General features: G+C 59.6%; 20 protein-coding genes. 11 read left to right on the forward strand and 9 right to left on the reverse strand.

Annotated features, from left to right (window positions below; translation table 11 throughout):
- Positions 1-12 precede the first annotated feature (12 nt).
- Complete coding sequence (locus Q0K10_RS06635) at positions 13-1890, forward strand: beta-galactosidase (RefSeq protein WP_294504844.1); 1878 nt, start codon at positions 13-15, stop codon at positions 1888-1890.
- Between the two features lie 39 nt (positions 1891-1929).
- On the opposite strand, the gene Q0K10_RS06640 is transcribed toward Q0K10_RS06635, so the two are convergent.
- Positions 1930-3312 (reverse strand): hypothetical protein, encoded by a 1383-nt coding sequence (locus Q0K10_RS06640; RefSeq protein ID WP_294504846.1) that lies wholly within the window; start codon positions 3310-3312, stop codon positions 1930-1932.
- Between the two features lie 158 nt (positions 3313-3470).
- Here Q0K10_RS06640 and lepB point away from each other — a divergent pair, with 158 nt between their 5' ends.
- Positions 3471-3962, forward strand: coding sequence for a signal peptidase I (lepB, locus tag Q0K10_RS06645; protein WP_294504848.1), 492 nt, complete (start codon positions 3471-3473; stop codon positions 3960-3962).
- On the opposite strand, the gene Q0K10_RS06650 is transcribed toward lepB, so the two are convergent.
- The gene (locus Q0K10_RS06650) at positions 3963-5372 is read right to left on the reverse strand and encodes a hypothetical protein (RefSeq protein ID WP_294504850.1); all 1410 of its coding nucleotides are present in this window, start codon (positions 5370-5372) and stop codon (positions 3963-3965) included.
- Between the two features lie 159 nt (positions 5373-5531).
- On the opposite strand from Q0K10_RS06650, the gene Q0K10_RS06655 reads away from it, so the two are divergent.
- From Q0K10_RS06655 to Q0K10_RS06665, 3 genes are read left to right on the forward strand one after another with little or no spacing between them, the layout of a single operon-like run.
- Positions 5532-6539, forward strand: a complete 1008-nt coding sequence (locus Q0K10_RS06655) for a TRAP transporter substrate-binding protein (protein WP_294504852.1) — start codon at positions 5532-5534, stop codon at positions 6537-6539.
- Position 6540: 1 nt separating this feature from the next.
- On the forward strand, positions 6541-7050 hold the full coding sequence (locus Q0K10_RS06660) for a TRAP transporter small permease subunit (protein WP_294504855.1): 510 nt from the start codon (positions 6541-6543) through the stop codon (positions 7048-7050).
- Positions 7043-8344 carry a TRAP transporter large permease gene (locus tag Q0K10_RS06665; RefSeq protein ID WP_294504858.1) on the forward strand — a complete coding sequence of 434 codons (1302 nt, stop codon included), beginning with the start codon at positions 7043-7045 and terminating at the stop codon, positions 8342-8344. The genes Q0K10_RS06660 and Q0K10_RS06665 overlap by 8 nt, the downstream gene beginning before the upstream one ends.
- Before the next feature lie 138 nt (positions 8345-8482).
- Here the strand turns inward: Q0K10_RS06665 and rpsI are convergent, their stop codons facing one another.
- Both rpsI and rplM read right to left on the reverse strand, forming a co-directional pair.
- Positions 8483-8881, reverse strand: a complete 399-nt coding sequence (gene rpsI, locus Q0K10_RS06670) for a 30S ribosomal protein S9 (protein ID WP_294504860.1) — start codon at positions 8879-8881, stop codon at positions 8483-8485.
- 12 nt (positions 8882-8893) lie between these two features.
- Positions 8894-9325, reverse strand: coding sequence for a 50S ribosomal protein L13 (rplM, locus tag Q0K10_RS06675; RefSeq protein ID WP_294504864.1), 432 nt, complete (start codon positions 9323-9325; stop codon positions 8894-8896).
- Between the two features lie 308 nt (positions 9326-9633).
- Here rplM and mnmE point away from each other — a divergent pair, with 308 nt between their 5' ends.
- From mnmE to Q0K10_RS06695, 4 genes are read left to right on the forward strand one after another with little or no spacing between them, the layout of a single operon-like run.
- Complete coding sequence (mnmE, locus tag Q0K10_RS06680) at positions 9634-10962, forward strand: tRNA uridine-5-carboxymethylaminomethyl(34) synthesis GTPase MnmE (protein WP_294504866.1); 1329 nt, start codon at positions 9634-9636, stop codon at positions 10960-10962.
- Positions 10959-13511, forward strand: a complete 2553-nt coding sequence (locus Q0K10_RS06685) for a YdbH domain-containing protein (RefSeq protein ID WP_294504868.1) — start codon at positions 10959-10961, stop codon at positions 13509-13511. Before mnmE ends, Q0K10_RS06685 begins: the two co-directional genes overlap by 4 nt.
- Positions 13508-14014: a YdbL family protein gene (locus tag Q0K10_RS06690; protein ID WP_294504870.1), complete on the forward strand. Its 507-nt coding sequence runs from the start codon at positions 13508-13510 to the stop codon at positions 14012-14014. The genes Q0K10_RS06685 and Q0K10_RS06690 overlap by 4 nt, the downstream gene beginning before the upstream one ends.
- Before the next feature lie 17 nt (positions 14015-14031).
- Positions 14032-15321, forward strand: coding sequence for a YkgJ family cysteine cluster protein (locus tag Q0K10_RS06695; RefSeq protein ID WP_294504873.1), 1290 nt, complete (start codon positions 14032-14034; stop codon positions 15319-15321).
- Here the strand turns inward: Q0K10_RS06695 and Q0K10_RS06700 are convergent.
- Complete coding sequence (locus Q0K10_RS06700; RefSeq protein WP_294504876.1) at positions 15304-15525, reverse strand: hypothetical protein; 222 nt, start codon at positions 15523-15525, stop codon at positions 15304-15306. The genes Q0K10_RS06695 and Q0K10_RS06700 overlap by 18 nt on opposite strands.
- A 346-nt stretch (positions 15526-15871) precedes the next feature.
- Between Q0K10_RS06700 and Q0K10_RS06705 the strand changes: the two genes are divergently transcribed.
- Positions 15872-17197: an SGNH/GDSL hydrolase family protein gene (locus Q0K10_RS06705; protein WP_294504878.1), complete on the forward strand. Its 1326-nt coding sequence runs from the start codon at positions 15872-15874 to the stop codon at positions 17195-17197.
- Positions 17198-17225: 28 nt separating this feature from the next.
- Here Q0K10_RS06705 and Q0K10_RS06710 read toward each other — a convergent pair whose 3' ends face one another.
- Entirely contained in the window at positions 17226-18104 is an 879-nt protein-coding gene (locus Q0K10_RS06710; RefSeq protein ID WP_294504880.1) for a helix-turn-helix domain-containing protein, read from the reverse strand.
- Between the two features lie 169 nt (positions 18105-18273).
- On the opposite strand from Q0K10_RS06710, the gene Q0K10_RS06715 reads away from it, so the two are divergent.
- The gene (locus Q0K10_RS06715) at positions 18274-19581 is read left to right on the forward strand and encodes an FAD-dependent oxidoreductase (protein WP_294504882.1); all 1308 of its coding nucleotides are present in this window, start codon (positions 18274-18276) and stop codon (positions 19579-19581) included.
- Between the two features lie 66 nt (positions 19582-19647).
- Here Q0K10_RS06715 and Q0K10_RS06720 read toward each other — a convergent pair whose 3' ends face one another.
- The 3 genes from Q0K10_RS06720 to Q0K10_RS06730 are packed head-to-tail and all read right to left on the reverse strand — an operon-like array spanning position 19648 to position 23299.
- Positions 19648-21633, reverse strand: a complete 1986-nt coding sequence (locus tag Q0K10_RS06720; RefSeq protein ID WP_294504885.1) for an alpha-galactosidase — start codon at positions 21631-21633, stop codon at positions 19648-19650.
- Between the two features lie 21 nt (positions 21634-21654).
- Positions 21655-22386, reverse strand: a complete 732-nt coding sequence (locus Q0K10_RS06725; RefSeq protein WP_294504888.1) for a hypothetical protein — start codon at positions 22384-22386, stop codon at positions 21655-21657.
- Positions 22379-23299, reverse strand: coding sequence for a hypothetical protein (locus Q0K10_RS06730; RefSeq protein ID WP_294504891.1), 921 nt, complete (start codon positions 23297-23299; stop codon positions 22379-22381). The genes Q0K10_RS06725 and Q0K10_RS06730 overlap by 8 nt, the downstream gene beginning before the upstream one ends.
- Between the last annotated feature and the right edge of the window lie 2 nt (positions 23300-23301).

A 23301-nucleotide genomic window follows, 5' to 3' on the forward strand; every position in this document is an offset into this window, starting at 1 on the left:
ATGGAGGAAATCTTGAAAAACTTGACTGCATCACTACTGTTTTTCATCGGATTCAATGGTCTGGTCGGATTCGCCGCATCTCCGGGCACGACCGATTCGCCATACGGGGCCTGCGCCCATCTGAACCGCTGGGAGTTCCCCGAAATGAAACAGGAACTCAGAATGATGAAGGAGGCCGGGATCGGCCTCGACCGCACTGACCTCGACTGGGCGCAGGTCGAACCGGACAAGGGGAAATGGAACTTTTCCCGCTGGGATGCGGTATTGGACGCAGCTGAACAGAACGGAATCACGATTCTGCCGATTCTCGCCGGAATCCAGCCGAAATGGGGATCGCCGCTGACCGCCCACATGGACGAGTGGAAGAACTACATCACCACCGTCGTCAACCGGTACAAGGGGCGGATCGGCTACTGGGAAGTCGTCAATGAGCCGGATCTCGCGGAATTCTCGGACGGGCACGCCCGCTATACGAAATTCCTGAAGGAGAGTTACGACTGCATCAAAGCCGCCGATCCCGACGCGATCGTTACGAACGGTGGACTCGCGGATATGAACAAGGTTCCGGAATTCCTGAAACTCGCGCCGAAAGATTCGTTCGATGTGCTGAACGTCCACCGTTATTACTGGCAGGATTACCCCGAGGGGGAGCTGCAACTGCTGCTGCGCAATATCAAAACAGCGATGAAGGAAAATGGCCACGCGGATAAACCTCTCTGGCTCACAGAAATCGGTTATTCAACCGCTCCGGCTCCAGACCTGACGGAAATCCTGGGCTATGCGCTCAAAAAAATTAAACTCGACGACCCGTCGCTGCCGGTCGTGCTGATCGACGATCCCGATTATCTCTACTCGACGGAATGCGTGAATCTCGATCTCGGCAGTCTTTTCCGGGAAAAGCGCACGTTTCACCGCATCGCACTCAAGGAACTTGCGAAGCTCAATCCGAAAAAGTACCCGCTGCTGCTGCTGCCGATGAACGAGGGATATCCGTCCGCCTTCCACGAACCGCTGGTCAACTATCTGAAAAAGGGAGGAACGGTCATCTTCCCGGGAGGGGGCATTCCGTTCTACTTCAACCGGGTGCGTCTTGCGGACGGTTCCATCGAAAACCAGGGGGCTTCTGACAAAATCCACAGGGACCTCCACATTGGATGGGACGCGTGGTGGATGAATCCTCAGGCGCCGAGATCGACCACCGTGGTCGAACCGGCAGCTGATGTGAAAGGAATCCCCCTGCCCGAAAAGGGCGTAAGCCGCTACCTCAGTGACAAAAATCTGAAACCCGGCGACGAACTCATCCCGATCGTGACCGCGTTCTCGAAGGATCGTTCCTGGTCGGCGCCTGCCGCCGCGATCTATCGATTCAACAGCGACCTCAAAGGAAATCTAATCGCATTTACCTGGATGGATTGTTCACACCGCACTTCCCTTGAGTGGCAGGGGAGACTTCTTCCACGCATCTATCTGCTCGCCTTCAGCGCGGGAGTTGATAAGGTTTTCACCTACAGTTTCCGTTCAATGGAGCAGTATTTCCCAACTGGACGCGAAGGACATTTTGGACTACTCAGGACCGACCTGACGCCCAAACCGGCTTATACGGCCTATGCGACGTTGATCCGGATGCGCCCAGCCGGCTCCCGCCAGACAGGATTCACGACTGCAAACGGGATCTATACCGCATCGTGGCAGAAGCCGGACGGAACTCCGGTCACCGCAGTCTGGACGGTCGCGCATCCGAAACTGGTCACACTGAAAACCACAGGAAAACTCCTGTCGGCCTGCGATCATCTCGGCAAATCCAGTTCGCCCGAAATCGTTCCGGACGGCATCCGCCTGACCGCAGGGCCCGGCATCACTTATCTGGAAGGGGTCCGGCTTTCCAAATGATCTTTTCCCCCCCCGATTCCCGGAATTCCGGGAATCGGGTTATTTCGCTTTTTCTCCCCGGCGGCTCCAGACCGGAAGGTCGCCGCGGCGGTTCGTGCGGGTGGAACCGAAGGTCGCCGCAGCAGGGTCGCCGCCATCGTAGACGCGAAATCCGTTGAATGTTTCCGTCGTCCCGTCCGGGAGAAGCCGCACGAGCCGACCCGATTCCAGCTTCAGCGGGTCGCCCGTGAACGGATTGCGCGGAACTTCCGGCAGATACTCCGGAACCAGCTCTTCGAGCGTCGCGGGCGGGTGCCCGTGATCCCGCAGAAACCGTTCCGCCGCCAGCCCCGCGCGCAACGTCCTCTGCCGCGCGTACATCAGCTGAACCCCGAGAAAAATCTCCCCCCACGAACACTTCAGCTGCGATATGACCGGATGCCACCTGTTCTTCCGGTCATCGATGAGTTTCGTCGCAATGTCCTGCAATTCCGCCCGGTTCTTCGCAATCTCCTTCTCCGCCGTCACTCTCGGATAAATCCGGCGATAAACCTCGAGCCCGTATGCGGCATCGAGCCGAACCACGGGCCGGAAGAGCGGCCAGCACCAACGGATCACCTTCTGTCGCAACGAGGTATCCGGAACGCTCTCCCGGATCAGATCCGGGTTCATTCCGATTTCGGTGAAAAAGGTCAATTCGTATTCAAAGGCGGGGAGAAGGCGCCTGCGGAACCTCTCTTCGGTCTCGGCCGACGCGACTTCCCATCGTTTCAACCGTTCCGGGCTGAAATCGGCGACCGTACCCTCCGCGGCGGAGTTGTACAAAATGTCGAGCCGAATATTCTCGATTCTCATCGCAAAAAGCCAGCTGCTGAAAGAAAAATCCTCCAGCAGATCATCCCGCAGCCGGGCAGTGAGGTCAAAGAGCCGCGCCGCCTCCTCCGTTTGCCCCTCTTTCCTCAGCAGCCGGATCCGACCGGCATTGACCCGCGTCCACGCGAGACAAAAGAACAACTCCGGAAGCTGCTGCAGGAAAGCCGCTTCTCCCTCGAACATCCGGGCGAAACCGATCCGGGGATTCCGATCGAGAAACGCGTCGGCTTCCTTGAGAAGAGCCGCCTCCCCTGCGACCAATGCGGCGGAATCCTGCTCCGGAGTCCCGGGCGGAGAGTATTTCGATTCCGCCGTCTGCATCGCTTCGCCGAGCCGGGTGAATTCGGCGAGAACCGCCTCCGGCGACGGAGCGTACCGTTCCCGGAAGTCCGGGAGACGGCAGGAAATTCCCTCGCGTTCGATGCGCTGTATCGCCGAAGCGAGTCTGATCCGGGAATACGCGTCGAACGCGACCCATGCCAGCACCGGGATCAGACAGAAAATCACACTGCCCGTCAATGCCGGGTTTCGCCGGCAAAACTGTTTCAGTGCAGCAGGAAAATTCTTCATTGCGTCTCTCATCACGATAACACAGCTTTTTTCATTATCTTACTCTAAACCAGTTTTGATTGGAATCCAGTTAAAAAATGATTTATTTTCCACAAAATACAGGAAAACAGAGAGAAAACAGTTGCACTTTTCCGGCAAACGGGTTATCGTTAACCATCATGAATAAACGAAACAAACGACTGCTGATTCTTGCCGCACTGGGGGTTCTTCTGATCGGAAGCGCCGCACTCTGCCCGTATCGCCTGATCATCGTGAGCGGTGACTCGATGACGCCGACTTACCACAGCGGGCAGCTTCTCTTCGGAAAAAAGCAGATATTCTGCCGCGACGAACCGTTCCGACGCGGCGAAGTCGTGCTCTTCCGGCACCATGGCGAAACCTGTCTCAAACGGATCTACGCGCTCCCCGGCGACGAGGTTGTGATCTTCCGGCTCGACGAGGGGTTCAATCTGCTGGTTCAGGCGGGGGAGTATATGCGCTACTACCGGCTGGTCGAAGAGATCGGTTCGGCGCGGATCGACCGCTTCGACGTGCCGGAGGGGGAACTCTTTCTGCTCGGCGACGCGCCGCAGCTTTCTCTCGACAGCCGCGATTTCGGGCCGGTGCCGCAGAGCGCCGTCCTCGCCCGGATTCCCGGCTCCGAACGGTGACTACTCTACTTTCCGGCTGTGGTTTCCGACCGGAAGGCTATACGTTCGGATCATACGGGTGAACTCGACCGGAGCTGCCGACATGCTACCGCCACCGGAGATCCGGAATCCCTCGAATGATTCGAGTTCTCCATTCGGCAGCAGCCGCGAGAAACGGCCCGATTCGAGTTTCAGCGGGTCGCCCGTGAACGGATTGCGCGGAACTTCCGGCAGATACTCCGGAACCAGCTCCTCCAGCGTCGCGGGCGGCCGCCCGTGATCCCGCAAAAACCGTTCCGCCGCCAATCCCGCGCGCAGCGTCCGCTGCCGGGCATAAATCGTTCCAGCCTCGGAAATAATCTCCACACATGGCCAGAAAAACCAATCGTCCAATGATGGATCTTTTCCTCTGACGGGCCGCGGCCAGGTGTACCCGGGGCTTTCCCCAATCATTTTCAACAGCGTCCTGTTTTCAGAAAACTCTTTCCGAACATAAAGCAATTCAGCTTGAACTTCCGCAAGGCTGTCCGAAACCACCAGTTTCGGATAAGCTATTCGGTAGAGTTCCAGAAAACCGGCAACATCGAGCAGAATCAATGGCCGGAAAAACCACCGGAAACAATGTGACACAGAGCAGGTCTCCAGTACGTAATCAGGATTGATTCCCTGTGCAGTCAAAAAGGCCATATCCGCTTCAGTGATAATCGGGATCTGATTCCGGAACGCCTCTTCCGTTTCCAGGCTTTTGCGTTCCCACTGCTGCAGCTGCTCCGACTGGAATTGCGCGATACCTCCTGTCGCGGCCAACTCGCAAAACACGTCGAACCGCATGTTTTCCATAACTTGGGCAACAAGCCACGGCATCGTTTCCAGATCGTGCAGCAGATAATCTCTCAATCGGGCAGTACGCTCAAGGAGACGTGGAATATCGTCCATCCGTCCCTCCCGCATCAGCAACCGGATGCGTCCGGTGTTGATTCGCGCCCAGCATCGACTGAAATTAACTTCCGCAAACTCCTCTGAGCAAGGGAGGCCATCAAAGTCATGGGCGAAAAAAAGCTGCGGATTCCGGTCGAGAAACAAATCCGCTTCCTCAAGAAGGGCTGCCTCCTCCGCCACCAGTGCCGCAATATCCACTTTCCATGTTTTTTCTGAAGTGTACTGATCTTCCGCTTTCCGCATTGCTTCGCCGAGGTGGGTAAATTCTGCGAGGACCTCCTCCGGCGACGGCGTGTTTCGCCCCTTGAGACCGGAGTAACGGCAGATGATCCCCTCGTGCTCGATGCTCCGGATCGTCGAAGCGAACCTGCTCCGTGAATACGCGTCGAACGCTACCCACGCCAGCACCGGAATCAGGCAGAAAACCACGCAGCCCCCCGCTACCGGACAATTCCGGAAAAGCCGCGCAATTCCCGTAAGAATCTTCTTCATGCCTCCTCCCATATTTTCCGGTAACATACAACGATTTTCCCCGCATTTCAATCTCCCCGAGGAAAAGCGCTTGAAAAATCAACCTCACCATTGTACAGTGTAAGTAAACTCTTTTTGCAGCTCAAATTCAGAGGAAGAAATGGAGGAGGAATGTCAAAAATGTTTTCCGAACGGACTTCCCGGATCATCGGCGGAGTCCTGCTTGCGCTGCTGCTCGTTTCGCTGGGGTTCGCGTATCACGTGCGCGCGCGCCAGCAGGGGGACGACGGCGGCTCCCGCATCCTGAAACTCGGTCACGGACTCCCGACCGACCACCCCGTCCATGAAGCGATGATGCACATGGCCGAACGGCTCGCGGAACTCTCCGGCGGCAAACTGCAGATCCAGGTCTACCCCTCCGGCATGATCGGCTCCGAAGCCGAGTGTCTCAAGCAGGCGCAGAACGGCCAGATCGATCTTGCCAAAACCTCGACCGCCGTACTCGAGTCGAGCGTCCCGGAAATCACCGCGATCGGACTGCCCTACGTGTTTCGCGACGAGGAACACTTCTGGAAAGTGCTGAACGGCCCCATCGGCAAAGAACTCGCCGAACGGCTCCCCGCCATGCGCGGACTCGTCTACTACGACGCCGGAACCCGAAATTTCTACACCACAAAAAAACCGATCCGCAGCGTGGACGACCTCAAAGGGCTCAAGATCCGCACCCAGCAGAGCCGCAGCGCCATGGACATGGTCAGCGCTTTCGGCGGCGCGCCGACGCCGATCCCGTTCGGCGAACTCTACACCGCTCTCTCGCAGGGGACCGTCGACGGCGCCGAAAACAACCTCCCGAGCTTCGAGACCGGACGCCACATGGAAGTGTGCAAGTACTTCACCTTCAGCGAACACGTCATGGTTCCAGACCTGCTCGTGGTCAGCCGCGCGACCTGGGACTCTCTCTCGGAAGAGGAGCGCCGCTGGCTCCAGACCGCCGCCGATGAATCAGGTGTGCTCGAACGCAAACTCTGGGCCGAAGCCGATGAACGCGCCCTCGCCCGCGCAAAAGAGCTCGGCGTCGAATTCATCAAGGTCGACAAAGCCCCGTTCGCAAAGAAAATGGAGAAACTCTACGAATCCTACACCGGCGAAACCGCCGATCTGATCCGCCGAATCCGGGAGGTGAAATAAGATGCTCGAAACTCTCAAACGATATGCCCTGTGCATTCTGAACTTCTGTCTCATCGCCGCCGTCGCACTTCTCGTTGTCGATGTGCTGCTCGGCGTCGCTTCCCGCTATCTCTGGGGCGCGCAGATCAAGTGGACCGAGGAACTTGCGACCGTGACGCTGATCTGGGTCAGCTTCCTCGGCATCGCCGCCGCGTTCGAGGCGCGAGACCATCTCGGGATCGATCTCGTCACCGACCGCTTCACGCCGGGAATGCAGCGCAAAACCGCGCTCTTCATCCACATCGTGACGCTGCTCTTCGTCTTCATCGTCTTCGAAATCGGCGGAGTCAAGCTCGTCGTCCAGGCGATTCACCACTGGAACGTGCTGCCGGCATTGCAGGTGTCGGACGTGATCCAGTACCTGCCGCTGCCGGTGAGCGGGCTGTTCATTCTGCTCTTCGAAGTGTGCTCTCTTCGCAACGACCTTGTGCCGCAGCCGGAAACAAACGCAAAGGAGGTGCGCCATGACTGAAGTCGCCGTTGTCCTCGTGCTCGTCTTCCTCGCGCTGCTGCTCTCGAACGTCCCGGTCGGTGTGGCGATCGGGACCGCCTCGCTCGTCGCGGTCTACGCGAACGGCGGCATGGCTTCGAGCGAAATGATCGTCGCCGACCGCATGATGAACGGCGTGAACTCGTTCTCACTGCTCGCGATCCCGTTCTTCGTCCTCTCCGGAATCCTCATGGGGCGCGGCGGCATGGCGCGGAGACTCATCGACTTCGCGAACGCGCTCGTCGGGAGGTTTCCCGGCGGACTCTCGTACGTCAACACGCTGACCTGCATGTTGTTCGGTTCGATCTCCGGATCGGCCACGGCGGCGGTTTCGAGCGTCGGCGGCTTCATGCTGCCGGAGATGACCCGCAACGGTTACGACCGCGACTTCAGCGTGGCGGTCACCACCACCGCCGCGACGACCGGGCTCATCATCCCGCCCTCAAACATCATGATCGTCTATGCGGTCGCCTGCGGCTCGGTCTCGATCGCGGCGATCTTCATCGCGGGCGTGATACCCGGCATCGTCATGGGGCTCTGCATCATGGCGGTCTGTTTGATCCACGCAGTCCGCAAGGGGGACAAGGGCGGGGCAAAAACGAATCTCCGTCAGATCTGGACGAGTTTCCGCCGCGCATTCCTGAGTCTGTTTCTCATGATCATCATCATCGGCGGAATTCTCGGAGGAGTCTTCACAGCGACCGAGGCGGCGGCCGTGGCGGTCGCCTATTCGCTGATCCTCGCCGTGGCTGTCTACCGCGAGGTGAAGCTGCGCGATCTGCCCGAGATCCTGCGCCAGACCGGAATCACGACCGCCGTGGTCATGCTGCTCATCGCGGTCAGCTCGGCGATGAGCTGGATCATGACGATCGCGAACATTCCGCAGACGATCAGTTCCGCGCTCATCTCGATCTCCGACAACCGGATCGTATTGCTGCTGATCATCAATCTTCTGCTGCTCGCGGTCGGAACTTTCATGGATATGACCCCCGCAGTGCTGATCTTCACGCCGATCTTCCTGCCGGTCGCGCGCGAACTCGGCATGAGCGACATCCAGTTCGGCATCATGATGATCGCAAACCTCTGCATCGGATTGTGCACGCCGCCGGTGGGCTCGTGCCTCTTCCTCGGCTGCGGCATCGGCAGAACCTCGATCGCGAACGTGACGAAACCGATGATTCCGTTCTTCCTCGCAATGATCGCGGCGGTGCTGCTCATCACCTTCATCCCGGCGCTCTCGGAGTGGCTGCCGGACGCCGCCGGACTCCTGAAATAACTCATGGATTCATAACGAACGAATGCCTCGTTCCGCGCACGGCGGAATCGAGGCATTTTTACTCTCCCGGCAACAAAAAACCGCACCTCCCATGGGGAAAAGTGCGGCTTTCGAATCGCGAGATTCGTTCCGGAAGCGTCAGCGCTTCGAGAACTGGAACCGGCGACGGGCACCCGGCTGACCGGACTTTTTGCGTTCCTTGACGCGGGCGTCACGGGTCAGCATGCCGGCGGCCTTCAGCACCGGCTTGATCTCCTCGTTCATCTTGAGGAGCGCACGGGCCACGCCGTGGCGCAGAGCACCGGCCTGACCGCTCATGCCGCCGCCGTCGATGTTCGCCCGGATGTCGACCTTGCCTTCGGTCTCGGTGAGCTTCAAAACCTGATTGACATATCCGCAAAGCGCTTCGCTCGGAAAATACTCCGTCATCGCCTTGCCGTTGATTTCGATCTTACCGGTACCCGGCTGGAGCCGGACGCGCGCGACCGCGCATTTGCGACGACCGGTAGCAAGAATCTCTTCACTCTTAATAGCCATAGCGCTGCTCCATTACTTCACGGTGATTTTCTTCGGCTGCTGTGCGGTGTGCGGATGCTCCGCACCGGCGTAGACCTTCAGCTTGCTGAACTGGGCGCGCCCGAGACGACCGTGCGGCATCATCCCCCAGACCGCGTCCTTGATGAAGCGTTCGGGGTTGCGCTCACGCAATTCCTTGGCGGTGCGCTCCTTGTAACCGCTGCGATAGCCGGTGTAATCCACATACACCTTCTCTTCGCCCTTGCGGCCGGTAAAGACCGACTTCGCGGCATTGATCACGATCACAAACGCACCCGTATCGATGTGAGGGGTATACGTCGGCTTGTCCTTGCCGCGCAACGCGTTCGCGATGCGGACGGCGAGACGGCCGACCGGAGCCTCCGACGCGTCAAACAGGATGTACTCCCGCTTGATCTCACCGGTTTTCGCCAGATAGGTTTTCATAACTTCGATTCGTCCAAATTGATTCGGTTTTCGTACCCTGCCGCGGCTCCGCCGGAAACTTCGCACTTTTCCGCCGGGCATCGGCCACTGTTCCTGCTTAACCGCGTTCCGGGTTTCAGATGATCGGGTTTTCGCCCGGTCCGGGATTGCAGGTTCAGTTAAATTAGCATACTTTCCGGAAAATTCCAGTCAAATCACCTGTTTTTGTCAGATTTTTGTCATTTTTTCCGCAACACCGGGCTGTAAGCGCACGCGCGTGCCCGCCGGCATGTTGATTTTATGCGGATCTCATGCTATATTGTTTCCCTATGAATACCTTTGACAACATCGCTGCGCCGGCGACCGGAGTCGGCGGGGCGGTTTCGATCATCCGCATATCCGGCCCGGACGCGCTCGCGATCGGGCGGAGAGTCTGGCACGGCAGAACGCCGCTTTCGCCCGAACACCGGCGCGAAATGCTGCTCGGCCGCGTCGGCGTCGACTCCGCCCTCGCGGTTTACATGCCCGGCCCTGCGAGCTACACCGGAGACGATGTCGTCGAACTCCACTGCCATGGCGGGCAGTCCGCCGCAGACCAGGCGCTGCGCCTCGCGTTCGATGCGGGCTGCCGCCTCGCGGAACCGGGGGAGTTCACCTTCCGCGCGTTCGTGAACGGCAAGCTCGATCTCGCCCAGGCCGAAGCGGTCAACGACGTGATCTCCGCCGGGAGCGAACTTGCGCTCAAGGTCGCCGCCCGCCAGCTCGAAGGAGCTCTCTCGCGCAAACTTGAGAGCATATACAACGAACTCAACGAACTGCGCGCGGAATGCGAATCGCGGCTCGATTTCCCGGAAGAGGAACTCGCGTGGGATCCCGAAGTCGCGGACAAACTTTCCGGCATCGTCCGCCGGCTCGGCGAACTCTACGAGACGCGCGGCATTGGAGGCGCTCTTCGCGACGGCGTGGAACTCGTGCTCGCAGGACGGCCGAACGCTGGCAAATCGAGCCTCATGAATCTGCTGCTCGGCTACGACCGCGCGATCGTGACTCCGATTCCCGGCACCACGCGTGACACGGTCGAGGCGCAAACCGTTCTGCGGAATCTGCCCGTGCGGATCACCGACACGGCCGGATTGCGCGAGAGCAGCGACCCGATCGAACGCATGGGCGTCGAACGCAGCCGCAAATCGATCGCGACGGCAGGCGTTACGTTCTGGCTGCTCGACGCCTCCGCTCCGGATCCAGAAGACGAGGTTGCCGAAATGGAACGCGTCCAGCCGGCGAACCGGATCGCGGTCTGGAACAAGATCGACCTCGTTCCGGAACGCGAACTTCCGGAACTCTCCGGCCCGGTGGTGCGGATTTCGGTTCTGCGAGAAGAGGGAGTCGACCAGCTGCTCGACGCATTTGCCGCCGCCGCGGCCGGTTCTCCGCGACCCGCGCCGCCCGACGTGGCGGTCAATGCCCGGGCGGCCCGGCTGCTGGAAGAGGCGCTCGCGCTCCTGCCGGAAGCCGCCGGACACTTCAGCGACGGAGAGTTCGAACTCGCCGCCGCCGCGATCCGCACGGCCATGAACCGCGTCGGGGAAATCACGGGGAAAACCGTGGAACCCGACATTCTCGACCATATTTTCAGTCGCTTCTGCATAGGAAAATGATGAACGATACGAACAAACATCTGCAACCGGAAACCGCGCCCGTACCCGGCGCGGCCACTCCTCCGGAGCCGGAACAGAAGAAATCCGGGAAAAAGCCGCGCAGAATTCTGTTGCGGCTCCTGAAATTTCTGTTCTGGACTCTCCTCTCGCTCGTCGTACTCTCGGTCGCGCTCTTCGTCGGCGGAGTGATCTACTGGAACTGGTATCTGCCGGAGCTCATCGAAAGCCGGCTGCTTCCACCGTTCCGCGAACGGCTCGGGCTCGATGAAATGGAGCTCAAGATCCGGCGGATCGGCCTCACCGGGCTCGACCTCGAAACGTTCGCCCTGACCGGCGAGGACGGAAGGACGCTCACGTTCGATTCCATTCGGGCGGATTACACGCCGCATCTGCCGTTCCGCACGCCGCGCGCACTTGAAATCACGAACCTCACGCTCTCGGGCGGCGACGTCCGGTTCGCGGTGAAGGAGGGGAAATTCACCGTTTCCGGCTTCAACCTCGAACGTGTGCTTGCGCGACTCTCGGAACTTACGGCGAAGAGCGCCCCCGAATCCGAGCCCGCGGAACCGGTGCAATCTCCGGAGACGGCGGCGGTCGTGCTCGAAAAAATCACGTTGCGCGATCTGAGACTCCATGTAAATTACGAGGGGCGCACGATGGTCCTCCCGATGGAGGCGGTCGTCACGTCGGAAAATCATGAGTGGAAACTCATCCATGCCGAACTCACGCTCCTTCCGCGCGGTCAGAAGATCCATTTCAGCGCGGAATACGACACCATTGCCGCAGCCGCGAAAATCAGCGGCGACGCCCGGTTCCGGCTCGAAGCGTTTTCCGACCTCACCGGCGGCGGCCTCGGTGGAGAGACGAAACTCGACTTCAACGCCGCAATCAGCCTTGCGAACGGCAATCTGAACGCGGTCGGGGCGGTCGACGCCGAACTCAAGTTCGGTTCGGAGAGCGGGCTGCCGGTCGAATTCGCCTCCCCGGTCAAACTGCACCAGAACTGGAGCGTGCGCTACCGGACCGCCGAACAGGAACTCGTCGCGATTCTCGACGGAACGATGGACCCGAACGCGATCACCTTCGACAGCGGCGCGGTTCAGGCGAAAACAACCGAAAAACTGCAGTGGAAATTCTCCTGTATGAACACTCCCGACGCGGGATTCCGAATTGCGGAAGCCGGAGCGACAACCGGCCCGGTCCGATTCGACGCGCACGGGTACACGCTTCAGGCGCCGCAGCTCCGGCTGGAGAAACACGACGGCCGCTATTTGCTCACCGGAAGCGGAATGAGCATGAGCAATCCGACGCTGAAGCTGAGTGCGGAAGCGATCAACCTCGTCATTCCGCTGCCCGCAACGGAGAAACTCCCCGCGACGCTGAACGTGGATAAAATCCGGCTCGACACGCACGAACTCGGGATCTTCCGCAGCAGTTTCTACGGCAGGGGGCGAGGGCTCCATCTCTCCGGCGATTTCGAAAACAAGCTCATTCCGGGCGCAAGGATCGACTTCCGCGGCAGCGTCACGCCGCGTCCGGGCGAAATGCCTGATATGCTGTTCGAAGTCAACGTCCCGCCCTGGTCGCCGAAACAGCCGATTGCGCTGTCGAAGATCCGTCCCGAATTCGGGGATGCGACCTTCACCGGCGTCGTGTCGCTCGGCGGAGCCGCCCGGTTCGAAGGGGGAAAACTCACCACCGGAGTCCAGCTGCTGCTTGAAAACGGTCTCTTCGACTGGCCGGAACTCCCGTTCAAGGCCGAGGGGATCCGGGTCGATCTGCGGTTCAATGACCTGCTGAGTTTCAACACCCCGGCCGGACAGACGCTCCGGGTCGCGAAAATCCGGAGCGGAAACCTCGAATTTTCCGATTTGCTCGTGCTCTTCGACCTCTCCTCGAAGGAGCAGGCGACCCTCGAACGCGCTTCGATCAACTGGTGCGGCGGAACGGTCATGGTGCACACGATCCGGCTCAATCCGGCCAATTTCGCCAACCTCGCGATCAACACCGACGTCTATTGCGAAAACCTTTCGCTGGCTGAACTTGTGAGCCAGCTGGAACTGAGCAGGGCCAGCGGCGAAGGCGTGCTCTTCGGCAAGATTCCGGTTCGATTCAGTTCCCGGCGCGGACTCTCGATCGATTCGAGCTATCTCTACACCCGCCCGGGCGGAAGCAACACGATCAAGCTGACCGACCCCGAACAGATCGCCGGCGGCATGGCAGGGGCGGCCCTGCAACAATCCCAGCTCGACTTCGCGCTTGAGGCGCTGAAAGACTTCACCTACAGCTGGGCGAAGCTGAATTTCACAACCGAACAGGAAAACCTCGTGCTCTCGCTCCAGTTCGACGGCAAGCCGAACCAGGCGCTGCCGTTCGCCTATGACGAGGAGTCCGGCCAGTTGAAACGCGACCCGGCCGGAAGAGCGCTCTTCGAGGGAATCCAGCTCAATATCAACACGCGCCTGCCGCTGAACCGGCTGTTGCGCATCTCGGAAAAATTCAAACAATTCCACGAAAATAACGCTCAAAAGAAGGAGAATTCCAAATGAAAAAGACCCTCATTCCTGCAGGCACGGCCGCCCTCGCAGCGGCGATTCTGGCCGGCTGTACGCCGACCATCAAGACCGAAAACGAAGTGACGATCAAGCCGATCCAGGTCACGATCGATGTGAATTTGAAAGTTGACCAGGAGCTCAACCAGGCGCTCTCGAGCGATGCGAAAGGCATCAAGGCCGATCCGAACAGCAACGACATGCGCGAACGCCGCCGCGCCCGCCGCGACCAGATCAAGGCGTGGAAGTCCGCCCAGCTCATCGGGGAAAACAACCGGGGGCTGCTTGCGGCCTGCACCTCCGACGGCAAGCTCAGCTCAACCGTCCAGAAAGTGGTCGACGCCGAAAACGCCGACCGGCAGCAGGTGTTCCAGGCGATCGCCGCAAAGCAGAACATCACGGCAGAATCGGTCGGTCAGCGCTGGGCGAGCCGCATGGCCGAACGCGCCCCGGAAGGCACGTTCGTCCAGGACGCCGCGGGGAACTGGCAGGAAAAATAAGATTTTTCGCCCCGCCGATGAGCCGGTTTGAATGTGACCTCTATCCGGAACTGCGCGTCCGCTGTCTCTGCTGCGACAGCGGCTGCTGCGACCGTTTTGAAATCGACGTGACGCCCGAGGAGGTGCAGGCACTCGAAGCGCTGCACATCCCCGGCACGCCGCCTGCGGAGGAGTGTTTCACTCCGGTTCCGGAACGGAAGGAGTTCATTCTCAACAAGGGGACGGATCACCACTGCATCTTTGCCGACGGGAAGCTCTGCAAAATCCACAAGCTCCGGGGATACGCGGCCAAGCCGCTCGTCTGCCGGATCTTCCCGTTCCACATCGAGCACTGGCGGGACGGGCGGGTTTCGGCGGAACTGCGGTTCATCTGCCCGGGAGTCGGATGCGCCGACGGAAAACGGGCCGGAGATCTGCTTGGAGAACTCGGAATCCTCGCGCGTCAGCTCGGTTTCCGGCGCGGTGCAAACGATTGTGTTTACTCGGAAACGAATCCGGCTCCGCTTGAGACCGTCCGGAAAATCCACCGCGGATTCCGCGCATTGCTGCACGACGCGGGGCGACCGTTTCCGCTGCGCTGCTACGCCGCGGCGCGCATTCTCGAATTCCATACGCACGAACCGGAGTCGATCCGTTCCGCCGACGGGAGTTTCGCCGAGGACCTCACGGCATTTGTCCGCAAAGCCGTCCCGGAGCTCACGTCCGAACTCGAAAGCGGCCGAATGGATGCCCTGATCCGGGCCGAGCTGCGCAGCCTCATCTGCGGCTATCTGCGCGACGACAATCTGCTCGACCGCTCGGCCGGACGCAGACTCCGCAGTTTGTTCATCCACTTCCGCGTCTACTCGGGGCAAAGCCCGATCAGCGAACTGAATCCAGCCGCACCGCAATACACAATGCGGGCAATTCCGGGAGCGGCACGCTCCCTCGCGTGTTCAAACGACGCGCAGGAGCTCTTCTTCGGCTGGTTCTACGGAAAGCTCGACTCGATGCACTTCTGCGGAACGCGTTGTCACAATTACACGTATGAACAGGGGATGCGCCACCTGCTCCTGTCCGTTCCGGTGGTGATGCAGCTTGCCGCGGCCTACGCGCTCGCCGCCGGAGATGAGAAAATCGAACGCGACAAGATGCTCCGGGCGGTGCGGCTTGCGGATTTTTCCTTCGGAAGATCCCCGTTCTTCCGGCTGCGCGCCGCAAAGCGGTGGATCCGCCGCCTTGCCGAACCGAAGCGTTATGCGGCGCTGCTCGGCACGCTGCCGGCCCTCCCCTCCGGCATGCAGGCTCCTTCAGTCGAAAAACGGTGAAAGACCGGCGTCATCACCGGAACGGAGGATCCTCCGCCACTGCTCAAACTGCGGATCGGGCGCGATACCGGCGGCAAAGTCGAGCTCGCCGAGCAGCCGCCTGAGTTCGTTCCTGCGTCCATGCCGGTCTTCATCCGGACCGAACCGGGCAAGATAGTGCATTCGCAGCCGGAGCGTCCGCCGGAGCTCCCGCGGGACGTTCAACTTTTCGCCCCGGCACCGACTGGCGGCCGCCGCGGCGCTGAATTCTGATCTTGTCCGGATTCAAGTGCAGTCCGGCGCCCCGGATCTCACGGCGGCAGGCCCGGATGGTCGCCGGATCGCGAACTAATGCGCCGCAACCGTTGCTGCTCCCTCCTTATTCTATATGGTTTTTCTGAAATTGCAAGGATCAGGAAAAAAAACGGCAGCCGATTCAAAAATCCACCATGCCGGAACTTGCATCCCCCTGAAACAGCTGTATGTTAAATCCGGAGATCCAAATGAAAACAGGAGATTGCCGGTCGATGTGTTTCGATTTGACGATCCCATTCAAACTGGAGTTCGACTGATGAAAAAAATGATTCTCTTCCTTCTCGCGGCGTGCGCGGCACTCTGTGCCACGGCCGTCGACCCCGACAGTTATCCCGTTCGCGACTCCGTGCCGTTCACAGCGCGCGGGGGGCTGCCGAATTTCGCGGCGAAAGCGAACGCCGGGGAACCGGTTACGGTCGTCTATTTCGGCGGCAGCATCACGGAACAGAACGGCTGGCGACTCCAGTCTGCGGATCTGCTCAAACGTCTTCTGCCGAAAGCGCAGATCAAGACGGTCAATGCCGCGATCGGCGGAACGGGCTCTGATCTCGGTGCATTCCGGCTCAATTACGATGTGCTGCGGCACAAGCCCGATCTCGTGTTCGTCGAATTCGCGGTGAACGACCACGGCGCGCGGGCCGAACGCATCCGCAATGCGATCGAAGGAATCGTCCGCCAGATCCGCAAGGCGTATCCGGAGTGCGACATCTGTTTCGTCTACACGATCACAACCGCCAATCTCAAATCGTATCAGGCGGGGAAACTTCCACCTTCGGCCGCCGTCATGGAGGAGATCGCGGAATATTACCGGATTCCGACCGTCAACATCTCCTACGAAGTCGCCCAACTCGAAAAGGAGGGCAAACTCATCATGGCCGGGACTCCCGGCGGCATGACCCGCGTCTCCGGCGACGAACTCAATACGAACTCCGATCTCCCGAAAAACGCCGAGGGGAAAATCGTGTTCTCCGGCGACGGCGTTCATCCCTATCCCGACACCGGCCACAGAATCTACACCGCGATGCTCGCCAGAGCCCTGCCGGTACTGCTGAAAACCGGGACGGCCGGTGCGGCGAAACTCCCTGCCCCGATGCTCGCAACCAACTGGGAAAACACCACTTCCGTCTCACTCGACGCCCCCGGGATCAAACTCTCCGGCCCCGCAAAACAGCTCCCGGGCACCAATTCGATCGCCCGCAGCTTCGCCGGACGCATGCCGAAGATCTGGAAACTCGAACCCGGTTCCACCATCGAATTCAAGTTCAGAGGAACCAAGGCGATGCTGTACGATCTCTACGGACCGGACACCCCTTATTATGAGGTCGAAATCGACGGGAAAGCGCGCGAAATGCGTCGGTTCGACGGCTACTGCACCTATCATCGCCTCGCGCTCTGCGGTCTCGCGGACAAACTGCCCGACGCGGTTCATACGGTAAAAATCACGGTTCTGCCGAAAAAAATCGACCGGCGCGAAATCCTGTTCGAACGCAACCGCGCCGACTTCGACAAAAATCCGGATAAATATGCGCCGCTGAACGGTTATGCGGGGCAGCTTTTCCTCGTCGGAGAACTCGTGAAATAAAATCGTTCCACCGCAAAGACGCCGCGAATCACGGCGTCTTCCGCATTTCAGCACCGCCGGGAATTTCCGGAGCATTCTCCGCGTCCTCCGCCTCGCTGCGCCGGATAAACTCCCGCGGTGACATGCCGGTCCGGCTCTTGAAGACCGTGCAGAAGTAGTTGCTGTCGGAAAAACCGCAGCGCCGCCCGATCTCTCCGACCGAATATTTCCGGTGATAATGGCGCAGCAGATGTTCCGCCTCCTGCATCCGCCGTTCGGAAAGCAGCTCGCGGAACCCCTTCCCGCCCGCCCGGCGGATCACACCTCCGAGGTAGTTTACGTTCACGTGCAGAATCTCCGCCAGATCGCTCAGCGCCGGATTCTGGTGATACGAGCGTTCGATGAAGTGGCGACACTGCTCCATGTAGAAATCATCGCCGTGTTTTTTACCGCATCCCCCCCGGGATTCGCGGTAGGACTCCAGTTCGAGAATCACATACTCGCCGAGAAATGCCGCATAGCGGGCGATTTCGCTCCGGCGCTCGCGCGAAAGCTCCCCGGGACGGCGGCCGTTCCAGCCCGCAACGAACTCCTGCCCGGGAGGAAGCAGATAGCCGAGATAGATGATCGCCGCAAGTTTCTCCTCAAAAATCACCGGGTACGCATAATCCCACACCCCTTTCGGGCAGAATCCCCAGAACGGACGACCGCGCACGGCGATTTTCCGGCTGCGCGCCTTGTTCGCGGTGCAGACGGCAAGCCCGCCGGGCTGTTTTTTGGCCCAGCGGCAGAAGTCACCGTGATGGTGATACTGGTCGGGCGCAAGCTGAAGCTCCGGCATCTCCGCGAACGCCGGATGCAAAACCTCCAGATCGATCACGGTTCCCAGTTTCAATTCCAGATGTCGAATCGCATTCTGCAAATTCATGCCGAAAACTCCATTTCTGTAATAATTTAAGATTTGATCCCTGATTTTTCAAGGTTTCAGTGAAAAAATCCGTTAAATTATAAGAAAACAGATGCGATGGCGGGAGCATTTCCCGCCAAATCGCGGCAGGATTCGATACCCGAACTTTTTCCAGCAAAAGGAGAAAACGATGAAATTTTATCAGGAACCCGCGAAACAGCTGCCGATCGCAGCGGAAACCGAAGTCCTCGTGGCCGGCGGCGGCCCCGCCGGAATCGGAGCAGCCCTCGGCGCAGCCAGGGCCGGCGCGAAAACCATGCTGATCGAAAGTGCGAACTGCCTCGGCGGCATGGCCACATCCGGCATGATGTCCCACTGGAGCGGCGGCACAGAATCCCCGCTGCTCGACGAGATCTTCCGGCAAGCGGAACGTTCTCCGCTGCTGCCGGTGGTTTCCAATCTGCCGCACTCCCACTGGGCCAATGCGCATGAAGTGCAGAAAAGCGTCCTGCAGAACCTTCTGCGCGAAGCGGGCGTCACGGTGCAGTATCACACCCGCGTCGCCGGAGCCGTCGTCGAAAACAATTGTGTCAAAGGGGTCATCACCGAGAGCAAATCGGGGCGCGAAGTCATTCTCGCCCACACCGTGATCGACGCGACCGGCGACGGCGACGTCGCCGCGGCAGCGGGCGCGGAATTCGTGCTCGGCCGCCCCGAGGACAATGTCTGTCAGCCGGTCACGCTGATGTTCCGCATCGGCGGCGTCGATCGCGAACACGCCGTTTATCCCGGCAGCTTCGAAACCCTCATCGACCTGCCGAAAGGCGAAATCCAGGCGCTGGGGCACGAACACCTCCCCTTCCCCGCCGGCCACGTACTGCTCTACGAAGCGCCGCTTCCGGGCGAAGTCTGCGTGAATATGACGAACGTCATCCACATCGACGGAACCGATGTCCGTGACCTCACGAAAGCGGAACTCATCTGCCGCGACCAGATGGAGAAGATCATCCTCTTCCTGCGCGAATACGTTCCCGGATACGAGAACTGCTACGCCGTCACGAGCGCCTCGAACGTCGGCGTGCGCGAAACCCGCCACTTCAAAGCGCTCTATCAGCTCACGGAGTTCGACATCGTCGAGGCGAAACTCTTCGACGACTGGATCGCCACCCGCAATTCGTTCAACTTCGACATCCACAGCCTGAAAGGCCCCGGACTTGACGAGCACGGCGCCCAGAAACACTTCAAGTCGAAGGGGAAATACTCGATTCCGTACCGTTGCTGCATCCCGGAAAAACTTGACGGCCTGCTGCTCTCGGGACGCAACATCGACGGCAGCCACAAGGCGCATTCGAACTTCCGCGTCATGCCGATCTGCCTGAACATCGGCCAGGGAGTCGGCGTCGCAGCCGCCCTCGCCGCCCGCAAGCACATCCCGGCCAGGGAGGTCGATGCGCATGAAATTCAGCAGATTCTTCTCGATTCCGGCGTCCGTCCCTGAACGAACGCATACAAACGCCCCGGAATACGGCCGCTGCCGTTTCCGGGGTGTTTTTGCATCATGAGTTCAGCGTGAAAAACGCAGCCACAGGTAGCTCCGCTGCCCAGGCAGCGTGCAGCAGATGCGACGCTTCCCGGTCACGTCGAAACTTCCCGCGCCCGCAATCGTCGCGATGGAATACTCGGTCAGTCTGACCGGCACGTCGATTTCACGCGTCTCCTCGCGATCGAGATCGCGCAGCAGAATCAGGTGGCAGATCGACTCATCCGCAGTCGTGGTAAAGAATCCGGAAGTTGTCGTTCCGTCCGGACATGGCCCGACCGGATAGACGACTCCCGCATGAAGCTCTTCCCGGAACTCCTTCCACAACGAAAGGATTCCCTTCAACTCCGTACGGGATTTTTCCGACAATCCGCTCAGCTCGCACCACAAAAGCGGCGAAGAGACCATGACCGACGCGAAAATCCAATCCATCCGGTAATGGTGAGGCGCGAGCGGATCGTTCGCGTACTTCTCCCGGTTGCGCTCAGGATTCAGACACTCGAAACGCAGCCTCACCGGCGGAATCGCCTGCGCAAGCACCCACAGATTCCGGAACGTCGCATAAGGCCACCACCGCCGCCAGTCACTGTAACGGTTCTCCACGAAAAGCGTCCCGAATTCCGGCATCCCGAAATAACCGGGCCGGATCTCGGCAGTCACATCCAAATCGAACGTGAGTCTGCCCGCGGAGCGCTCAAGCGCCTCGCGGAAAAAACAGCGCAGATTCGCCTCCCCCAGCCGGGTGCGCGATTTGACGCCGTCGATCTTGATCCAGTTGACTCCGAACTTCTTCTGCAGCCGGCAGACCGTTTCGACATCGCGCCGCCAGTGCGCGAAATCGTTCGAGGAGTCGGGAGAAAACCAGAGCCCGAGTCCAACCTGTTTCTCCGCCGCCCGCGCGACGAGCGGGAAAAACCCGTTCGGAAACCGCTCCGGATGAACATCCCAGAACTTCGAATCCGCCGCATAATAGCCTTCCCAGACGCCGCCCCGCTCCTGCGCCTTCACGGAATTGACCGTCACTCCGCTCTGCCAGCCGTCATCGATCTGACAGACGTCGATGCCGAGCGAAGAAGCGATGTCGATTTCGTTGAGCATGAAATTTTCGTTCAACGCCTGATCGCGATTGCGGTCCCCCCAGGTGTTCGAAAGCGCCAGCCCGTCCCGTCCGGACACCACACAACGCAGTTCCTGCTGGAACAAATGGAGCGCACGATTCAGTCCCATCCGGCCGCCGTCATATCCGATCACCGCCCAGGGATAACGATCCCCATGCAACGCAAAAGTCTCGGCGTCCCATTCAAAATCGATCGGGTCCGATATCGGACGGCGCTCGGGCAGCGGCGCGAACTTCAGCAGAACAATGCCCCGCCCGGTGAGCGGATCCTCCACCGCGAACAGAGAGCCTCGCAATGCGATCCTTTCCACGGAGCAAAGGCGGTATTCGTTGATCCTTAAAAGATTGTCGTGCCGGTCTGTCTGATCTGCAAACAGAAATTCCCGCAGTTTCAAGTGAAACGACGCCGCCCGGAAACTTTCACAGCAGGTGAGCGGCTTCCCTTCAACGGATTCCGAGTCGGCAGGATCGACCTCCAATCCGGTCGCCCCCTCCGCACCCTCCTTCCGGCAAGCCGGCTCCCTCGATTCCGGAGCGGTGCGTTCAACCACCACCGCCGGAACCGCGGCCGTCACCGCAAAGTGGTAACGCATGAGCCCGGTCGGCAGCTCCAGTTCAAGCAGTGCATGCAACGCCGGAGCCCCGGTCAGCGTCAGAGGCGCGCCGAACACCTGAAAACGGGAACCGATCTCCTCCTGCACCGTCTCATTGCGAACCGCCAGCAACTCCTGCCCGTCCAGCAGAATCGAAACCGGAAGCAATCCCCGCTCGGTGATCCGCCAGCTGCGGGAGAATCTCCGATTCCCGATCGTCACAATCCCCGCATTGGAAGAGGCGAAGCAACCGACCGGTGCGACATAAGAGTCGACCGGGTCGGACAACAACATCCCCATGAAATTCCTCCCGCTCAACGCTTAAAACGAGACGTTGACATCCCCGTGGATCTGCGTCGGGGGTTCCATCAGCAACATGCCGGCAGGAGAACTCCAATCCCGGTTCCAGTCACGAACAAGCAGCGGATCGGTCGGCTCTCCCCAGCGGTTCAGGTCGATGATCAGAATCTTCCCGCTGCTGGTGAAGTAGATGTCCATCACAAGCGTTTTCACCGGCAGCAGCCAGACGATCTTGTCCACGAAGTCGGCCGCCTGCGTCCAGTACTGATTCCTCACACCTTCCAGCCGGCGGAAATGGCGAATCAGATGATACTGGCTCATCGCATTGAGTTTGCCGTCATAAATGAACAGCCGGAATTCCCGGGTGCGGTTCATGCGCCGGAACGGCTTGAGACAGATGTACTCCGCTTTGCCGGCAGCGGCTGCGTTCCGAACCTTTTCGCTCAACGCCAGATACTTCCAGGCACTCTCGGGAGAGTAGACGGCACCGCGCTTCAAGGCGAACCGTTCCGTATCCGTCGGAGCACAGCAGTCGACGCAGACAAACGCATTGCCCGGAATCGCCGCCAGCGGCTGACGCAGATCCTCAATGATCGAGCGCACGGCCGCCCCCTTTCCCTTCTCTCCCGTCTCGCCCGCGGCGAGCGCGGCGATCACATCCGAACGCATTTTGACGAACGAGGTCAGAAACGTATGCCCGGCCAGCACCGGATACCAGTTCTGCATTCTCAGGAAATCATTTTTATCACTCATTGGATTCTCCTCTCCCGGGCCCGGCTCCGGCCCGTTCGATCCGGCCGACAATCAACAGCCAGTAGATCATCAACCCGACCATAAATACCGTACTGTACCTGAAAAACGGCAGATCAAACGCCGGGAAACAACCGGCGAACAACATCACCGGAAATCCGGCGTAAATCCCGATCTTCCAGAATTCCCCGAACGTCAGCGACTGAAGCCGCCCCCCGCCCGTAAACCGGAACACCAGAGCGAACAGGGTCGTGTAAAGCACCGCAACCCAGAACACCGCAAGAAAATTCCACACAAACACCACCAGCGCAAACATGACTTCCATCGTCCGAAGCCCTCCATTGCGCGTAAGTTCAACCATGGCCTCTCCATCGGAATCCGCGGAGACGGCAGGCTCTTTCAGATCTGCCAGAAACATCTTGAGTTCCGCCGTCGTATAACGCCCGAATTCCAGAACTCCCGACCGTTTCTGCGCCATCGTCCGCCAGAAGTCACTGCCTGCATCGTGAAACAGATAGACCACCTGCCGCGGCAGCCAGATTACGCCGAGCTTCAACAGCTGCAGCTCCTGGTCCGAAATCACGATGCCGTCCGGCGTGGAAGGAAAATAAAAGATCCGCCCCCCGTCCGGAGAAAAATCAAACGTCCGCGCCCGCCCGGGATCCGACACGGGAATCAGGCTCCCCTCGTTTCCGCGAACTCCGCCGAAGGTGTTGAAAAAACCGTCAACAACCGTCCGAATCTCCGGAACAATCCGCATCCCCTGCGCAAAGGTGATCGCCGCGGCGCAGAGAAGTGAGAGCAGAATCAAATGCAGAACCGTCCGCCACACACTGTTGCAGCGCAGTTCGCTGAATATCGCCGTGCCGCAGCAGCTTCCCTGCAACGCTCTGAAAAATCCGACTTGTCGACTCATAA

This window comes from uncultured Victivallis sp., from assembly GCF_944391105.1.
GTDB lineage: Bacteria > Verrucomicrobiota > Lentisphaeria > Victivallales > Victivallaceae > Victivallis.

What these genes read in the sequence shown, in the direction of transcription:
- Q0K10_RS06710 (WP_294504880.1), bottom strand. Translation starts at nt 18,104, where the DNA reads ATGAATTTGCAGAATGCGATTCGACATCTGGAATTGAAACTGGGAACC.
- Q0K10_RS06715 (WP_294504882.1), top strand. Translation starts at nt 18,274, where the DNA reads ATGAAATTTTATCAGGAACCCGCGAAACAGCTGCCGATCGCAGCGGAA.
- Q0K10_RS06705 (WP_294504878.1), top strand. Translation starts at nt 15,872, where the DNA reads ATGAAAAAAATGATTCTCTTCCTTCTCGCGGCGTGCGCGGCACTCTGT.
- Q0K10_RS06655 (WP_294504852.1), top strand. Translation starts at nt 5,532, where the DNA reads ATGTTTTCCGAACGGACTTCCCGGATCATCGGCGGAGTCCTGCTTGCG.
- Q0K10_RS06690 (WP_294504870.1), top strand. Translation starts at nt 13,508, where the DNA reads ATGAAAAAGACCCTCATTCCTGCAGGCACGGCCGCCCTCGCAGCGGCG.
- rpsI (WP_294504860.1), bottom strand. Translation starts at nt 8,881, where the DNA reads ATGGCTATTAAGAGTGAAGAGATTCTTGCTACCGGTCGTCGCAAATGC.
- Q0K10_RS06730 (WP_294504891.1), bottom strand. Translation starts at nt 23,299, where the DNA reads ATGAGTCGACAAGTCGGATTTTTCAGAGCGTTGCAGGGAAGCTGCTGC.
- Q0K10_RS06685 (WP_294504868.1), top strand. Translation starts at nt 10,959, where the DNA reads ATGATGAACGATACGAACAAACATCTGCAACCGGAAACCGCGCCCGTA.
- Q0K10_RS06650 (WP_294504850.1), bottom strand. Translation starts at nt 5,372, where the DNA reads ATGAAGAAGATTCTTACGGGAATTGCGCGGCTTTTCCGGAATTGTCCG.
- Q0K10_RS06665 (WP_294504858.1), top strand. Translation starts at nt 7,043, where the DNA reads ATGACTGAAGTCGCCGTTGTCCTCGTGCTCGTCTTCCTCGCGCTGCTG.
- Q0K10_RS06640 (WP_294504846.1), bottom strand. Translation starts at nt 3,312, where the DNA reads ATGAAGAATTTTCCTGCTGCACTGAAACAGTTTTGCCGGCGAAACCCG.
- rplM (WP_294504864.1), bottom strand. Translation starts at nt 9,325, where the DNA reads ATGAAAACCTATCTGGCGAAAACCGGTGAGATCAAGCGGGAGTACATC.
- Q0K10_RS06660 (WP_294504855.1), top strand. Translation starts at nt 6,541, where the DNA reads ATGCTCGAAACTCTCAAACGATATGCCCTGTGCATTCTGAACTTCTGT.
- Q0K10_RS06720 (WP_294504885.1), bottom strand. Translation starts at nt 21,633, where the DNA reads ATGGGGATGTTGTTGTCCGACCCGGTCGACTCTTATGTCGCACCGGTC.
- lepB (WP_294504848.1), top strand. Translation starts at nt 3,471, where the DNA reads ATGAATAAACGAAACAAACGACTGCTGATTCTTGCCGCACTGGGGGTT.
- Q0K10_RS06725 (WP_294504888.1), bottom strand. Translation starts at nt 22,386, where the DNA reads ATGAGTGATAAAAATGATTTCCTGAGAATGCAGAACTGGTATCCGGTG.
- Q0K10_RS06695 (WP_294504873.1), top strand. Translation starts at nt 14,032, where the DNA reads ATGAGCCGGTTTGAATGTGACCTCTATCCGGAACTGCGCGTCCGCTGT.
- mnmE (WP_294504866.1), top strand. Translation starts at nt 9,634, where the DNA reads ATGAATACCTTTGACAACATCGCTGCGCCGGCGACCGGAGTCGGCGGG.